Below are 15,569 nucleotides of genomic sequence, written 5' to 3'. Positions count from 1 at the left end.
CCGTTTTGGCTCTCCGGAACAGGCAGCAGGGCGCGCGCAGGCCGCCGCTGTGGCTCATCGTCCTCTCGCTCGTGCTGGGGACGGTGCTGGTCCTTCGTACGCGCACTGCCTGGGACCAGTTGTGCACGCAGGCCCGGCGCCAGCTTCCCACGTTGCTGGGGATGGAGGTCGGCATCGGGCAGTGCGAGGTGGATCCGCTCGGCCAGCGGCTCATCCTCCGCGGGGTGTCCGTCTTCGAGAAGGGCGCGGACACGCCGCTGTTCGCCGCGGACTCGGCCGAGGTGCAGCTCGGTCTGCCCAATCCCTTCTCCGGCCAGCTCGCCATCGACCTGGTGAAGGTGCATCGGCCGCGAGTGTCGTTGGACCTGTCACGTCCCAGGCCTCCCGCGGGTGAGCCGGGAGAGTGCCCGCTCAAGCCTCTGCGGCGGCTGCGTCTGGCGAGGGTTGCCATCACCGGCGCGGAGGTGCGGCTGGCGCTGCCCGGAGGCCGGCACGTGGAGGTGTCCGAGCTGGACGTGAGCCTGCGCGAGCGCTGGGGCGAGGAGGAGTTCGAGGTGGAGGCCCGGCGTGGCCTGGTGCGGCTGGGTCCGGGACAGGAGCTCGCCCTGGGACGGCTGGCGCTCTCGGGCGCGCTGGACGTGGACGAGGAGCTGCTGGAGCTGGACCGCGCCGAGGTCGCGCTGGACGACGTGACGGTGAACATCTCCGGCCGCGTGGAGCAGCTCTGCGAGCCCATTCTCGCGCTGGACGCTCAGGTGTTCCTGCCGCTGCGCACGCTGTCGCGGGCCGGGCTGCTGCCGAAGCCCGCCCAGGGGCACCTCTGGACGCGTCTGACGGCGAATGGCCGCCCAACCGCGCCCAGCGTGTCCGTGGATGTGTCGGGCAGCGGGATTACCTATGCGCAGTACTCCCCGGGCTCGTTCACCGCGCGGCTGGCGTACGCCGGCGAGCTGGTGACGGTGGAGGAGCTCGTCGTCCCCATCGGCTCGTCGGGAGACGCACGCATCACCGGTACCCTCGCGCTTCGTCCAGGGCTGCCGGTGGAGGTGGACCTGGAGACGCATGAGGCGCAGTTCGGCCGCATCCTGGAGAAGGCTGGCCTGACGGGCTCCTGGGTGGACTTCCCGGCCAACGCGAAGGCCCACCTGTCCGGCACGCTGCTGCCCAAGCCCAACCTGTCGGGCGACCTGGACCTTCGCCATGGCCGCTTCATGCTGGCCTCGCGCGCCTTCGATGCGCCCGTGGACTCGGGGCGCACCCTCCTCACCTACGAGCGGGGCCACGTGCGCACGCAGGTGTCGATCCTGTCGGACCGCGTCTCCTTCTCCGACATCCAGATTGACTCGGGCCGCTCGCGCATCGGCGGCGACGTGACGCTCTTCTACGACACGCAGAAGGGCCTGCTCGTGAATGCCCACGGCGACGCGGACCTCTCCGACTTCGGCCACATCGCGCAGCTCCCGTGGTCGGGACATGGCTCGGTCAGCACCACCGTCGAGGGCCCGTACTCGCAGGTGAAGATTGGCGCGAGCCTGTCGCTGCGCGACTTCATGTTCTGGGACTTCGACCTGGGCGTGGTGCAGGGGAAGATCACGTACGCGGACAAGGTGCTGGGCTTCCCCACCATCTCCGGCCAGAAGGGGCGCACCCAGTACTTCGGCAACGCGGAGCTCACCTTCGGGCGCTCGCTGCACGCGCGGGCCGAGGTGGAGGTGCCTCGTGGCCGCACCGAGGACCTGATCGACATCATCGCCCCGCTGCACTCCAACATCTCCGTCATGCAGGGGCCGATGCAGGGGGAGGTCTCGGGTCGGGTGGAGATCGACAGCCCGATTGATCAGTTCTCGGGACTGGTGGCCTTGGACTTCAAGGACACCCTGTACTACGGGCGGCACATGGGCAGCGGCTCGGCCCGGCTGCGCTTCGACGATGGCCAGGCCATGGTGCTGGAGCGCACGACGTTGGAGGGCCGGCTGGGCCGCACCTGGGTGGATGGAAGCTTCTTCTTCTCCGGGCCCAAGAAGGGCGTGCTGGACTACCGCTTCGGCGGCGACAACCTGTCCTTGGCGGAGCTCGTTGGTCCGGAGTCCGCGGAGCGCATGGGCCTGCAGGCCACGCTGGCCCTGGAAGGCACCGTGTCGGGCAACACGGACGTGCCGGTGACGACGGGCCGGGTGTGGGGCCCGCAGGTGACGTTCGGTGGCCGGAACCTGGGCAACATGGGCTTCGAGGCCCGTCTGGAAGGGCGTGAGCTACAGCTCGCCGGCCGTCCCTCCCGCGACACCAGCGGCATCTTGATGATGCGCGTGAAGGAGCCCTATCCCTTCAACGCGGCGGTAACGCTGGAGCTGCCGGAGATCCGCCCGCTGCTGCCGGCCAATGACTTCACCCAGGGCCTGTCCGGCTCCGTCAAGGCGGTGGTGCGGGCCGAGGGCGCGCTGAAGAACGCGCAGGCCATCCAGATGAACGCCACCGTGGAGCGCCTCACCCTGGCCCGCGGGGCGTTCTCTGGCGCGAACGATGGTCCCATCTCCTTGAGCTACGCCAACGGGCGGCTGGATGTGCCCTCCTTCACCTTCCGCGGGCCGGACTCCGAGCTGTCCGCGGAGGGCTGGGTGGGCTCCGACAAGATGGAGCTCTTCCTGCGCGGCGCCATGGAGCTGGGCCTGCTCGAGTCCCTCTCGCCCATGCTGGTGCGCACCGGTGGACGCGTGGAGCTCAGCGCCGTGGCCACGGGCAGCCCGAGCAAGCCGGCGCTGGAGGGCTCGGCCATCATCTCCAACGCGAGGCTGTCCCTGCGCGACCAGCCCCTGTCCGCCCGGGATGTGAAGGGGCGGGTGGCGTTCACCGGGCAGCGCATCCTCCTGGAGTCGCTGGAGGGCAAGCTCAACGAGGGCGGCCTGCTGGCCAGCGGTGAGGTGAACCTGGTCGACTTCCGCCCCTCGGAACTGCTGCTGAACGTGGCCCTCACCGACGTGGCCACGCGCTTCCACGAGGACATGCCCTTCACCACCAGCGGTCGGCTATGGCTCACCGGCAACCTGGACGCGCTGCGGCTGGGCGGCGTGATGGACATCCGCAACCTGCGCTACCGTCGCGGCCTGGAGCTGGATGACATCCTCAAGCGGCTCGCCCGGCGCAGCGTGCTCGCGACTCCAGCGGAGAAGCCCCGCGAGTACCTCACCTTCGACGTGGGCCTGCTCCTCACCGACGTGTGGGTGGACAACAACCTGGCCCGTGCACGGCTCCTCGGCTCGCTCAAGCTCACCGGCACCAACGCGCGCCTGGGCGTCCTCGGCTCGGTGGAGACCGCCGAGGGCAGCCAGGCCTTCTTCCGCAACAACCAGTTCACCATCAACCGCGGGCAGATCGAGTTCCAGGACCGCTACGGCATCGACCCTACCTTCGACCTGCGCGCCCAGTCCCAGGTGCGCGAGTACCTGGTGAAACTCCATGCCTTCGGCCGCCCGGCCGCTCCCCAGGTGCTCCTCACCTCGGAGCCGGGCCTGACCGAGGGCGATGTGCTGTCGCTCCTCACGCTGGGTCTCACCAGCACCGACAAGGAGACGGCGGCCTCCGCTAGCGCGGGCCTGGCCGCCGAGGCCTTCTTCAACATCTCCGGCCTGGACCGGCAGGTGCAGCGCTTCATCCCCAACAACCCGGTCCTCAAGGACCTGTCCCTGCAAATCTCCACCACCTACAACGACGCCACCCAGCAGGCGGAGCCAACTGCCCGCTTGGAGTCGAAGTTCCTCACGGAGCAGCTTAAGATTGGCTTGACGCAACCCGTCAGTGGGCGCGGAACTCGCGCACGCGCCGAGTACCTTTTCGACAATCGCTTCTCCGTGCGGGGCCAGTGGGACAACGAGAACAGCGAGACCGCCTTCGGCAACCCTGGGATCGAGCTCAAGTTGAGCTGGGAGTCCCAGTAACGCTCGTGCTTTGCCTGCTGCTGGCAGGTGGCGCGATGGCGAGGCAGCCGGACAGGGCGGTGGAGCCGGCGAAGACCGTCGAGGCTCAGGCCTCCGAGACGGAGCGGATTCCCGTGCGTCCAGAGGCCCCGGTGCTCCCCACGCCTCCCACGGTAGTGGCGGTGGAGCTGCACCTGCCCGCGGACGAGGACTCGGCGGGGTTGGTGGAACTGGTGGCGGTGCGCAAGGGACAGGCGCTGTCGGCCCGCGCGGTGCGGCGCTCGGTGGAGCGGCTGTGGACCAGTGGGCGCTTCTCCGATGTCGTCGTGCGCACGGTGGACGTGCCCGAGGGCGTGCGCGTCGTGTTCGAGCTCACGTCCATGCGGAAGATCCGCCGCATCGACGTGGAGGGCAACGTCGTGCTCAGTGACGCTGCGCTCCTGGCGGTGCTGCGCGCGGACGGCATCGAGGAGGACAAGCTGCTCGACGAGGACGTGCTGCGGGCGGCCTTGAAGGGCCTGACCCGAGCGTACGAGCGCCAGGGCTACAACGAGGCGCGCATCCAGCTCACGCGCGAGTCCGTCGCCGGAGGCGTGGCACTGGCCTTCACCCTCTTCGAGGGCACGCCCACGCGGGTGGCTGCCGTCTCGTTGACGGGCAGCCCCGGACTGCCGCTGCCCGAGCTGCTTGCCACGCTGGGCCTGCGCGTGGGCGGCGTGCTGGACCGCGGCGGCCTGGACTCCGGCTTGGAGCGGCTGCGGACGATGCTGCGCTCACGCGGCTACTGGCGCGCCAGTGTGGGCCAGCCCCAGGTGCAAGGGGAGGGTGAGGCGGCGACGGTGGTGGTCCCCATCTCCGCCGGGCCTCGCTTCACCTTCCACTTCCACGGCAACCATCGCTTTCCGGACGCAATGCTGGCGGGGCTGCTCGGCTACGACGGCTCGGAGCCGCTGGACACTGCCACGGTGGCGCGGCTGGCGCGGCGGCTGGAGTCCTTCTACCGCTACCGGGGCTTCAACGACGTGCACGTGGAGACGCGCGAGGTGCACCGCCCGGACGGCGAGGCGGCGGTGCTCGCCTTCGACATCGAGGAGGGCCATCCGCTGCGCGTGCGGCGCGTCATCTTCCGGGGCAACAAGGTCATCCCCAGCGAGGAGCTGCGCGAGATGCTCACCGAGCGCATCCGCTCCAACGTGCCCCAATCGACCACTCTGAAAATCCTGTCGGACGCGGTGGAGATGGGGCCCGGCAAGCGCCGCATGGGGCCTTCCGAGTGGGTGCACGATCCGGCCACCGTCTTCGTCGAGGAGGCCTGGCGGGACGCGGCGGAGCTGATGACGGAGGCGTACCGCGAGCGCGGCTTCCTGGAGGCCCGGGTGCGCTTCACCCGGCTGCGCGTGAACGTGGGCCGGCGCTCGGCGGTGGCCTGGTTCGACGTGCACGAGGGGCCGCAGATGCGCGTGGCCGAGGTGCGCATCGAGGGCGGACCGCAAGGCTTCGACGGGCGGGCACTGGTGCCCGTCAAGGTGGGCGAGCCGATGAGCCGCGAAGCGGTGGAGCGCGGCCGGCAGGCGCTCGTCGCGGCGCTGGGGCGCATGGGGTACCTCTTCACCCGCGTTGATGCGGAGCCGAACCTGGCGGCCAAGGGTGTGAGCGTCCTCTACCGCCTGGAGTCAGGGCCTCGGGTGTCGGTGGGCCGCATCCTCGTGCGCGGGGCGGCTCGCACCGACGAGGAAGTGGTTCGCGCCACGGTGCGCCTCAAGGAGGATGAGGTGCTCGACCCGGACAAGCTCTTCGAGAGCCAGCGCCGGCTCGCGCTTCTCAACATCTTCCGGCAGGCGACGGTGCGGATGGAGAAGCCGGACGTGCCGGAGTCCACCAAGGACGTGGTGGTGGAGGTGCGGGAGCGCCCGCGCTGGGAGGGTGAGGTCGCTGGCGGTTACTTCCTGGCGGAAGGTCCTCGCCTGGGTCTGGACGTGTCTCGCGCCAACGTGGACGGGCGCGGTCTCAACCTCTCGGGCCGGTTGAAGCTCAACTACATCGGGTGGAGCGCACAGGGTTGGGAGAAGACCTCGCTCGCCCGGGCCCGCTGCACGGCGGTGCCGGAGGAGTGCAAGGCGCCCGAGCCCTATGCCTGGGTGAGTGACTTCGGTGGCCGCGCCGTGCTGTCGGCCGCCCAACCCCGGCTCTACGGCCTGCTTCCCTTCGAGGTGGGCGCGCGCTTCGACCTCATCGGCGAGCGCGTGCACCGGCCCTCGTACCTCTCCACCCGAGCCGCGGCGGTGACGGGCCTGGACTGGTCGGCGACGCGCTGGCTGAGCTTCGGGTTGCAGTACGAAATCGAAGGCAACCTGCTGGAGCGCGGAGACCGGCAGCTCACCGCGCCCAGCCGCGCGGACCAGGAGCGGCTGCGCTTCCCCACCGGCTTCTTCATCCTCCACTCGCTGCGCGCGTCGGGCGCGGTGGACCTGCGGGATGACCCGGCCAATCCGCGCAGGGGCCTGGTGGTCTCCACCAGCGCCGAGCTGATGCGCGACATCCGCTCGCTGCCGACCACCGCCTCCGGCGAGCCGCTGGAGGCCAGGCCCATCAACGGCGTGAAGCTGTCGGGGAACGTGAGCGGCTACGTGCCGCTGCCGTCCCGCTCGGTGTTCGCGCTGTCCCTGCGTGGCGGCACCATCGTGCCCCTGGAGCAGGAGTCGTGGGTCATCGGCTCCAAGCGCTTCTACCTGGGCGGCTCCTCCAGCCTGCGCGGCTTCCGGGAAGACGGCATCCTCGGTGAGGACCGGCGCACGTTGCTGCGGCGGCAGTTGGCCGATTGTCGCTCGCTGGTCCACCCGGCCAGCTGTTCTCCGGAGTTGCTCACCATCCTCGCCGGCCAGCCGCCCACCAGCGAAGGCGGGCAGGTGTTCACCCTCGCCAAGGGCGAGCTGCGCATTCCCGTGGGCTCCTCGTTCGACGTGGGCCTCTTCCTGGAGGCGGGCAACCTCTGGGAAGACCTGACGCAGTACAAGTTCGCGGCGCTGCGTTACTCGACGGGCGTGGGCGCTCGCTACCAGACGCCGGTGGGTCCGTTGTCCTTCGACGTGGGCGTCAACCTGGACCCGGACGAGACGCTCAACGAACCGCTCGTCCAGTTCCACTTCAGCATCGGTACCTTCTGAGTCGGGAACAGCAGGATGCCGCCGAACGACACAGCCGAGTTTCGCGGGGCCGGGGTGCTCGTCCTCGGGGCGCCAGACAAGCGGATGAAAGTGCTTCCTGCTCCCTTCGTCCGCAACGGTCCCCCGGATCAGGCTGCCTTTCATCGAAGGCTCCTCGAGCTACAGAGCGAGTCGCCGCTTCCGCTCGCGAGCCTTGGCCACCGGCTCTCGATGGTCGAAGAGGTCGAGGCTGTCGGTCAGCCGAGCCAGCATCGACTCGAGAAGCCCCGTCCCATCTCCGTGTCGTGGAATTCGAACTACGGCAGCCATGGCTGGCATCGGTACGTCGGGCGCTTTCCTCCGCATGTCGTTCGCGCGCTCCTGAATCACTTCGGCGCGGACTCGCGGTCCGTTGTCTGCGATCCATTCGCGGGCAGCGGAACGACTGCGGTCGAGTGCCGTCTGCTCGGCATTCCGTTCGTTGGCATCGAGATCTGTCCGCTGTCAGCGATGATGACCCGGGCGAAGGCCGCATTCCCCAGCGACTCGAAGTTGCTCTTGACCCTCGCGCAGTGCTTCGTCGCTCACTACGACGCGGCGTGGAAGGCATTCGTGGGCAATCGCAACATCGCCAAGATCTCGCACGCGGAGGTGCTCGAGCGGAAGGGCAACCAGATTCCTCCCTTCGCGAACGTCGAGCGCTGGTTCACCCGCGAGGCGCTGCTGGGGACTTCGATCGCCGTTGAATTCGGGATGCAGCAGCAGGGATTCGCTCGCGAGGCTGTTCTCCTCGCGATCTCCGCGAAGATGCGCAGCATCGGCAACGTCGATGTGGACGTGGTCCGAGCCGAGTACAGCAAGACCCCTCGCCGCAATGTGAACGTCGGCAAGCTCGTGGCCCGCCAGCTTATGAAGATGGCGGGTGATATCTCGGCGAGCCTGGCGACACACGAGGGGCTCATCAGCTCCGGCTCGGACATCACCGTTCACGAGGGCTCCGTCCTGGACGTTGAGCTGGGCGAGGGGAGCATCCATCACATCATCACGTCGCCTCCCTATGGCATCGAGGCCATCAGCTACCTCCGGACACACCTGCTCTCGTACCGGTCTCTCGTCGCGCACCTGGGCCATGATCCGTATGACGCCCGCAACAAGACCATTGGCTCCGAGTACCTGACGGACATCGAGAGCGATGCCGGTCGCCGCGCTCGGGAGCGCTCAAAGGCGTTCCGGGCCTTCTTCGAGAAGAACCCGCAAGGTGATGACGCGAAGTACGAACAGCGTCGGGCCGCGATGATGCAGTTCTGCGACGACATGCTCTCCGTTGGCGAGAGAATGGCGCGCTGGCTGAAGCGCGGCGGGCAGGTCGCCTTCGTGATCGGCAACAAGCGCCTCGGTGATGAGATCCTCCCGATGGACACCATCGTGACCGAGTTGTTCGCCACGTGCGGCCTCGAGCCCGTCGACGCCATTCGCCACAAGCTCAAGACCAACAACAGCAACTCGCAGGTTCCGTGGCAGGAGCGGATCATCCAGGAAGAGAGCATCCTCCTCTTCAAGAGGACGACGTGAAGAGTGCCCTGGCCGCGGAGGTGCTCGGAGAGTCCTGGGAGTATGCGGACGCTGATACCCGGCACCTCACGCACAACATCCATCGCTACTCCGGGAAGTTCATTCCGCAGATCGCGGCGCGCGCGATTTCTCTCCTGACCCAGCCTGGCGAGCGGGTGGTCGACCCGTACTGCGGCTCAGGTACGACCCTGCTCGAATCCGCGCTGCTGGGCCGTCGTGCAACTGGGGTCGACCTCAATCCGCTTGCCGTCCTTATCGCCCGGACAAAAACCACCCGGATTCCCAAGGCGAAGCTGGAGGGGTTGGTTCGCACGCTTCACAAGGCGCTTACTGCAGCCAGCGCTTCCAAGGTCGAGAAGGACCCTCGATTCACCCACGACTGGTACCGCAAGTGGTTTCAGCCTCACGTGCTACGAGAGTTGCTCGAGATTGATCTGGCGATCCGCGAGGTTGATGACGAAGCGCTCCGAGCTGTCGCCCGTGTCGCCTTCAGCGACATCCTTCGCCGAAATAGCAACGCGCACTCGGGCTATCCCAACGTGATGTTCGACAAGAACGCGCCCGAGAAGGACTCACCCATCCAGCCCTTCCTGAAGGCACTCGAGCGCATCGCGGACATGGTCGCGTCGCTCTCGACGGTGAGCGCATCGTGGTCGGACGTCGAGGTGGTGCACGGAAGCGCGACCGCGTTGCCCATGGGCGAGGCCACCGTGGATGCCGTGGTCTCCCATCCACCGTATATCGGCTCGATTCCGTATGCGGAGTACGGAGCGCTGAGCCTCCAATGGCTTGGGTCCGATTCGAGGCAGCTCGATCGGGAGCTCACGGGGGGGCGACGTCAGTCTGCATACGTTGTTCAGCGCTTCGAAGACGGCTACGGCCAGATGCTGAAGGAGGCCGCGCGTGTCCTCAAGCCGGGCCGGCATGCCTTCCTCATGGTCGGCAACCCGGTGGTGCGAGGCGAAGTGGTTGACCTGGCCGAGATGACGCTCCGGCTTGCCCGTGACGCGGGTCTCGACCTGGTTGTGCGCACGGATCGCCAGGGGGTGAATCGCCGGGCCAACAAGATGGGCGCGGAGCACCTTCTCTTCTTCCGCAAGGTTTCGGAGAAGCGCGCTGAGCCGTGAAGAGGCTCGCGTCGGTGGCCGCTGCCGGGGCCGGGCTGCTACGACGGAGGTTGGCTCCCTGGCCGGCAGGTTGGCTCCAGAGGCTTGCCTCCTCGTAGGGTAGGGGGCTGCCCTTGGCTCCACCCGGTGTACACTGTGCGCGTGTTCTACAGCTTCGTGCGTGCGGTGGTGGCCCTGGCGCTTCGGCTCTTCTACCGGGTGAAGGTGAATGCCCCCCCGGCCGAGCCCGAGGGTCCGGTCATGTTCGTGGGCAACCACCCCAATGGTCTTATCGATCCCGCTCTGATCTTCATCCTCACGCGCCGGCACGTGACGTTCCTGGCCAAGGAGCCGCTCTTCCGGATTCCTGTCATCGGCTGGTTGCTGAGGGGACTGGGGGCGCTGCCGGTGTACCGCAAGCAGGATGACCCCTCGCAGATGGGGAAGAACGAGGGGACGCTGGAGGCGGCGCGCGGGGCTCTGGTGGAGGGCCGAGCCATCACCCTGTTCCCCGAGGGCAAGAGCCACTCGGAGCCCTCGCTCGCGGAGCTGAAGACAGGGGCGGCGCGCATCGCGCTCGGGGCGGCGAAGCAGGGGGCGCCGGTGCGCATCGTCCCGGTGGGCCTCACGTACGCGGACAAGAACCTGTTCTACAGCGAGGTGCTCATCGAGATGGGCACCCCCATCGAGGTGAAGGACTTCCTGCCGGCAGACGCGGCAGGGGAGGGGGACTCGGTGCGCGGGCTCACCGAGCGCATCGCCGAGGGGCTCCGGGCCGTCACGCTCAACCTGGACAAGTGGGAGGACCTGCCGCTCATCCAGCTCGCCGAGCAGCTGTTCGCCTTCCGGAACAAAGAAGCGAAGGACCCCGAGCGGCTGCGCAACTGGGCGCGGGGACTCCAGCTCTTCCGTGCCGCGGAGCCCGAGCGCTTCGAGCAGGTGCGCGCGGAGATGATGTCCTACCACCGCCGGCTAGAGCTGGTGCGGGCGGACCCCGGGGACCTGGCGCTGGAGTACCGGACGGGCCCGGTGGCGCGCTTCGTGGTGAAGAACCTGCTGCTGCTGGTGTTCGGCATGCCGCTGTTCGCCCTGGGGCTGGGGCTGTTCTACGTGCCGTACCTCTTCCCCAGGTGGGTGAGCCGCAAGTCCGAGCTGGATATCCAGGCCACGGTGAAGTTCCTTGCGGCGCTGGTGATATCGCTGGCGTGGTGGGGAGTGCTGACGGTGGGGGCGTGGCTGTGGCGCGGGGCGCCGCTGGGACTGCCGGTGCTGCTGGGAGTGCCACCGCTGGCGCTCTTCACGCTGTACTTCTCCGAGCGCTGGCAGGTGTTGCTCCATGACGTGTCTGTGTTCTTCACCCTGGGTAACCGGGTGCGGCTCAAGGCGCGGCTGCTCACCGAGGGCGAGCGCCTGGCGGCGGAGGTGGAGAAGCTGGCCGGGGAGTACAAGCCGCGTCTGGGGCAGGGCGGAGCGTCATTGGCTGTGGTAGCAGAGCAGTAATCACTCGCACTCGACCATGCTTCCCGGCGACGACAGGTGGCCTGAGTCCATTCAGGCACTCTATGAGCAGGTGACGGGGGCCAGCCCCGACGCCGTGCTGTCGTCGCGTCCTCAGTGGTCGGAGCGGCTCGCCGAGTGGGTGCGCGGTGCCACCCTGGACGAGCGCGAGATGGCGCAGACGGCCGCCTGGTCCCGGCTGGACTCCGGCGACCGCTCTCCCGGCGAGCTGTTGTTCCTGCTGGTCCACTGCGGCGAGCTGCTGTGGCCCTACACGGAGCCTCCGAAAGAGCTGCTCCAGCGGCTTCTCTCTCGGCGGAAGCAGCTCCTCCAAGCGCTGAAGGCGGAGGGGCAGGGCGAGCCCGTGGAGCCGCTCGTGCAGCAGGTGGAGGCCGAGGTCTCCAAGGTGCTGACGCGCTACCTCAAGCGTCACCCCGAGGCGCTGCGAGAGCTGGTGAGCGGCGTGCGCTGCACGTTCGACGGCAGGGTGCTGCGCTTCCACGAGACGGTGGAGCTGGACCTGAAGGTGCTGTTGGGCTCGGAGCGGCGGGTCATCGGGCGGTTGGATCAGCTCCGGGCGCTGTTGCCGCACCTGCGCGAGGGCCGCGACAAGCTGCTGGCCTTCATCCGGGAGCGGGCGGCGCGGATTCCCTGGCGCGAGTGCCGCGACGTGCTGGAGGAGAAGCTCTTCCAGATGGTGGCGTCGCCCGAGGGCCGGAGCGAGCTGCGCGGCTTCCTGGGGTGCTACGCAAGCGGGAAGGGCGAGGCGCGCTGGTGCACCCGGGCGAGCCTGCTGCTGGCCAGGAACCTCGAAGAGGGAGGAGCGTTGGCGGTCATCGAGAACCTCAGTGAGCTGCTGGCGTACTTCGACGCCCCGGTGGAGGGCCTGCGAGGCGCCCTGCAAGCGCTGGTGGCCAGCATCCACGAGGACAAGGACCTCGAGCGGCACCGGCTGGTGGCGGACAAGTGCTGGGCGCACCTGAACCCGAAGAGCGAGCCCGGCCTGGCGCTGGTGCTGTTGTGGTTGGAGGAGCGCATCTTCCGGGTGGCGCTGCGCCAGGGCTCGGAGGACGCCTTCGAGCGGCGGAACCGAGCGCGGGAGCGGGTGCGCGAGCTGCCGGTGGCGGAGGCCCTGTACTGGCTGTCCGAGGAGTGCGCGGACCTGTGGCCGCGCGTGGAGTCGGAGCGCCGGCCCGGAGCGGATGACCTGGCCGCTTGGAGGCAGGAAGTCACCCGGCGGTTCGTGAAGAAGCCGGTGCTGCGCAAGGCGGCCATCGAGTTCTTCCTGTGGTGCGCGCCGGACGCGGCGGCCTCCGAGGCCGAGCTGGTGACGCTGTCGCTGGTGAAGACGGGCACGGACCGGCGGCAGCTGCGCCGGCTGGGCGAGCACCCCTCCACGCGTGTGCGCTTCCGCGTCAGGGCCATCAACGCGTGGCTGACCCACGGGCCCGAGTCCGCACCCGAGCCGGCGACGCCCGGGACGTTGACGGGGGCGCTGCGCCACCTGAGGGCCTCGGGGGCGATGACGCTCGGCGGGGGGCGGACGTGGCTGAAGGACCGGGACCTGGAGGAACTGCTGCTGGGCGCGTTCAGCCGCGTGGAGCGGGACTTCTCCGCTCGCTATCCGGAGCACTTCCGGGAGGATGAGGCGCGGCTGGTGACGCGCCTGCTGGAGGACCTGAAGAACGAGTTCGAGAGCATCCGCTCGGACCTGTCGATCCTGCTCTCCCAGGGGCAGCCGGTGCCACTGGAGCTAGACCTCCAGTACCGGAGGACGCGGGAGCCCGTGGAGGGCGAGCCGGCGCCGGAGAACCCGAGACCCGCGGGAGTGGAGCTGGCGTTCGTGCTGAAGGTGGAGGTGGACTCCTTCCTGACGACGAAGCGCGCGGTGCTGGTGCTGGCGAGGAAGCTGGAGCACCGGGGGGAGTGGGCGCCGAACATCCGGCTCGCGCGTGAGCAGGTGGATGGGCTGCTGGGGCAGACGGAGGCCTCGTTCTGCCTGTTCCTGGTTCCGCCCTCGCTGCGAGCCGAGTGCTGGATGGTGCCCGCGCGGCTGGTGCGAGGGCTGATGGATGCCCAGGAATCGCTCTCGACGGTGTCGCGCGAGGGAGCGCAGCGGGTGGCGCGCTCGCTGGCGCAGTGGATGACCTACGATTTGCTGGGCCTGTGGACCGGCGACGACAGGCCCGCCGTGCTGGCGCGGACCGAGGCAGGCGCGGAGCGGAGCCCGGACTTCATCGTGGAGATCTCCGTCCGCAAGCGCGGGCAGTGAGGGACGCATAAGCAGCATCCTCCATAGAATCGAGTCGCGAGCGGGCTCTATCCTCTTTCCATGCCCCTGCTTCCTCGCCTCCAACTCTTCGAGTTCCTCGACCAGTCGTGGCTGCCCGAGCCGTTGCGCCGTGGCGAGGTCGACTACCTGCGCGTCGTGCTCGACCGCATGCGGCCCTACGACAGCGTGGCGCCGCAACTGGCGGAGCTGCTCCGCACGGCGGGCACGGACCGGGTCGTTGACCTCTGCTCCGGCGCGGGAGGCCCGTGGCGCACCCTGCTCCCGGCGCTGCAGGCGGTGCACGGCCGAGCCGAGGTGGTGCTCACCGACCTCCATCCCACTCCCGCGCAGGATCTGCCTCCCGGCGCGCACTACCGAGACACCCCGGTCGACGTCACTCGCATCCCCGAGGAGCTGACGGGAGTGCGGACCCTGTTCGAGGGGCTGCACCACTTTCCTCCTGAGCAGGCCCGCGCTCTTTTCGAGGACGCCGCCGCGCGCGGGGTCCCCTTCGCCGCTTTCGAGCTCACCCAGCGCTCGCTGCCGTACCTCCTCGGCCAGCTCCTGCTCGTCGGCCCCCTCGTGTGGGGCTTCACTCCGCTCATCCGCCCGCTGCGCTGGTGGCGCCTGGCCCTCACTTATCTGGTGCCGATCCTCCCCCTGCTCATCCTCTGGGATGGCGTGGTGTCGTCGCTGCGGACCTATGCTCCCGAGGACCTCGAGAAGCTGACAACGGGGCTCGGCGGCGACGGGTACCGCTGGAGTAGCGGAGTCCATCGCGTGCAGGGGATGGCCATCACCTACCTCATCGGACAGCCTGGCCGCCCGGGGTGACGGCGACTCGAATCCGCCACCACGTCGGTTGCATGAGGGGACTCAGCCCTGTGTCCTATGGCGCCGTCGCTACGCCTGCGCGTACGCCTGCTCGAGGCGCGAGATGTCGAACTTCTTCATCGTCATCATGGCCTGCATCACGCGCTGCGCCTGCTTCGGGTTCCCGTCCTTCATCATCTGCTTGAACCGCTTCGGGACGATCTGCCAGGAGAGGCCATACCTGTCCTTGAGCCAGCCACACTGGCTCTCCTGACCTCCGTTCGCGGTCAGCTTGGACCACAACATGTCGACCTCTTCCTGCGATTCACAGTCCACCATCAGGGAGATGGCCTCGGTGAACTTGAAGTGCGGACCGCCGTTCAGCGCCTGGTAGGTCTGACCCGCGAGCTGGAACTCGACCACCATGGCCGACCCCTTGGGGCCCGGTCCCCCCTCGCCATAGCGGGACACGGTCAGGATCTTCGAGTCCTTGAAGAGCGACACGTAGAAGTTCGCAGCCTCCTCCGCCTCCTGGTTGAACCAAAGGAACGTCGTGATCTTCTGGGTCTCTGCCATGGTCATGCTCCTTTGCGGCTGGGTGTGAACTGCGTTTCGAGGTAGCGGCGCAGGTGACGCAGGGACTCGGCCGCGACGTCCGGGCCCTGCTTCCCCTTGGCGAGAATGAACGAGCCCTGGACGACTGCCGTCATGAACAACCCGAGGCTCTCCGGGGTCCACGGTGCGTCCGGCGCGTAGAGCGTCCTGGCTTCGGTGATGTCCCGCGCCAGCGTCGCGGCATGCGCGCTGATGTGTTTGTCACAGGCGGCGCGGATCGTCGGATGCGTGTCGTACGCCTCCTGGAGCATCGTCCCGAGCAGGCACGTGAAGTCCCACAACGCGCCCTGAAGCATGGCGATGCGGAAGTCCACGTAGCCGAGCAGTCGCTCGCGCGGGTCCGTCTCGCGCTGATAGGGCGCGGAGGCGAACGCGCGATCGGCCATTGCCGCGAAGTGGTCGGCCGCCGCGATCGCGAGCTCTTCCTTGCTCTTGAAGTGGTGGAAGAAGCTCCCCTTGGTGAGGCCCGCCGCCGCGCAGACGTCCTCGACGCGTGTCGCCGTGTAGCCCTTGGTCCGAATGACCTGAAGGGCCGCGTCGAGGAGCTTCGTCTTGGACTGGTGGAGAGCCGTGGTGTCCATGGGCATACCAACTGGTTGGTATATGCGTACCAACTGGTCGGTATGGTGTCAACCCGGGG

9 protein-coding genes are annotated in these 15,569 nt (G+C 68.4%); 7 read left to right on the top strand and 2 right to left on the bottom strand.

The window, feature by feature from the left end; genetic code table 11:
* The first annotated feature begins 5 nt into the window (after positions 1-5).
* From OV287_RS42445 to OV287_RS42415, 7 genes are all read left to right on the top strand, one after another.
* Positions 6-3,932 carry a translocation/assembly module TamB domain-containing protein gene (locus OV287_RS42445; protein ID WP_267539741.1) on the top strand — a complete coding sequence of 1,309 codons (3,927 nt, stop codon included), beginning with the start codon at positions 6-8 and terminating at the stop codon, positions 3,930-3,932.
* A gap of 35 nt (positions 3,933-3,967) precedes the next feature.
* On the top strand, positions 3,968-7,075 hold the full coding sequence (locus OV287_RS42440) for an outer membrane protein assembly factor (RefSeq protein ID WP_267539740.1): 3,108 nt from the start codon (positions 3,968-3,970) through the stop codon (positions 7,073-7,075).
* A 15-nt stretch (positions 7,076-7,090) separates the two neighbouring features.
* Complete coding sequence (locus tag OV287_RS42435) at positions 7,091-8,626, top strand: DNA methyltransferase (protein WP_267539739.1); 1,536 nt, start codon at positions 7,091-7,093, stop codon at positions 8,624-8,626.
* Positions 8,623-9,753, top strand: a complete 1,131-nt coding sequence (locus tag OV287_RS42430) for a DNA methyltransferase (protein WP_267539738.1) — start codon at positions 8,623-8,625, stop codon at positions 9,751-9,753. The genes OV287_RS42435 and OV287_RS42430 overlap by 4 nt, the downstream gene beginning before the upstream one ends.
* A 141-nt stretch (positions 9,754-9,894) precedes the next feature.
* Positions 9,895-11,232, top strand: coding sequence for a lysophospholipid acyltransferase family protein (locus OV287_RS42425; protein WP_267539737.1), 1,338 nt, complete (start codon positions 9,895-9,897; stop codon positions 11,230-11,232).
* 16 nt (positions 11,233-11,248) lie between these two features.
* The gene (locus tag OV287_RS42420) at positions 11,249-13,501 is read left to right on the top strand and encodes a hypothetical protein (protein WP_267539736.1); all 2,253 of its coding nucleotides are present in this window, start codon (positions 11,249-11,251) and stop codon (positions 13,499-13,501) included.
* A 60-nt stretch (positions 13,502-13,561) separates the two neighbouring features.
* Positions 13,562-14,335 (top strand): hypothetical protein, encoded by a 774-nt coding sequence (locus OV287_RS42415; protein ID WP_267539735.1) that lies wholly within the window; start codon positions 13,562-13,564, stop codon positions 14,333-14,335.
* A 69-nt stretch (positions 14,336-14,404) separates the two neighbouring features.
* Here OV287_RS42415 and OV287_RS42410 read toward each other — a convergent pair whose 3' ends face one another.
* Together OV287_RS42410 and OV287_RS42405 are read right to left on the bottom strand one after the other, a co-directional pair.
* Positions 14,405-14,890 carry a VOC family protein gene (locus tag OV287_RS42410; RefSeq protein ID WP_267539734.1) on the bottom strand — a complete coding sequence of 162 codons (486 nt, stop codon included), beginning with the start codon at positions 14,888-14,890 and terminating at the stop codon, positions 14,405-14,407.
* Between the two features lie 2 nt (positions 14,891-14,892).
* Complete coding sequence (locus OV287_RS42405; RefSeq protein ID WP_267539733.1) at positions 14,893-15,510, bottom strand: TetR/AcrR family transcriptional regulator; 618 nt, start codon at positions 15,508-15,510, stop codon at positions 14,893-14,895.
* Positions 15,511-15,569: the final 59 nt, after the last annotated feature.

Source organism: Archangium lansingense, from assembly GCF_026626635.1.
GTDB lineage: Bacteria > Myxococcota > Myxococcia > Myxococcales > Myxococcaceae > Archangium > Archangium lansingense.
Note: the sequence above shows the minus strand (reverse complement) of the source record. Positions and strands in the feature narration are given on the sequence as shown.

Excerpts from the sequence above, each read along its gene's own strand:
- OV287_RS42440 (WP_267539740.1), top strand. The coding sequence starts at position 3,968 with ATGGCGAGGCAGCCGGACAGGGCGGTGGAGCCGGCGAAGACCGTCGAG.
- OV287_RS42435 (WP_267539739.1), top strand. The coding sequence starts at position 7,091 with ATGCCGCCGAACGACACAGCCGAGTTTCGCGGGGCCGGGGTGCTCGTC.
- OV287_RS42420 (WP_267539736.1), top strand. The coding sequence starts at position 11,249 with ATGCTTCCCGGCGACGACAGGTGGCCTGAGTCCATTCAGGCACTCTAT.
- OV287_RS42415 (WP_267539735.1), top strand. The coding sequence starts at position 13,562 with ATGCCCCTGCTTCCTCGCCTCCAACTCTTCGAGTTCCTCGACCAGTCG.
- OV287_RS42410 (WP_267539734.1), bottom strand. The coding sequence starts at position 14,890 with ATGGCAGAGACCCAGAAGATCACGACGTTCCTTTGGTTCAACCAGGAG.
- OV287_RS42405 (WP_267539733.1), bottom strand. The coding sequence starts at position 15,510 with ATGGACACCACGGCTCTCCACCAGTCCAAGACGAAGCTCCTCGACGCG.